Source organism: Psychrobacter sp. TB20-MNA-CIBAN-0197 (genome assembly GCF_040309765.1).
GTDB classification, from domain to species: domain Bacteria; phylum Pseudomonadota; class Gammaproteobacteria; order Pseudomonadales; family Moraxellaceae; genus Psychrobacter; species Psychrobacter submarinus.
Map to the genome: position 1 here is coordinate 1 of NZ_JBEOPC010000227.1, position 344 is coordinate 344.

The 344-nt window shown below is 62.2% G+C and carries 1 pseudogene; it reads right to left on the reverse strand.

Going from position 1 to position 344, the window contains the following annotated elements:
* A pseudogene (locus AAEY83_RS13435) lies at positions 1 to 344 on the reverse strand (isoleucine--tRNA ligase); the annotation flags it as partial.

Consider the following 344-nt stretch of genomic DNA (forward strand, 5'->3'; position numbering starts at 1 on the left):
GGAGTGAACTACGCCGGTGCCAGCGCCCAGCTCAACGTAGTCAGCCAGGTACACCGGCGACAGACGATCGTAGAACGGGTGACGGAAGTTGATCAGCTCCAGCTCTTTACCGGTGGTGGTGGCGATGACCGAACCTTCCACGCCATAGCGCGCCAGGCAGGCTTCGACCAGCTCTTCAGCCAGCACCAGCAGCTTGTCGCCGATATCGACCAGGGCGTAGTTGAATTCCGGGTGCACGTTCAGCGCCTGGTTGGCCGGGATGGTCCACGGGGTGGTGGTCCAGATCACGATCGCAGCAGGTTTGCTCAGCGAGGCCAGACCGAAGGCCGCAGCCAGTTTGGCTT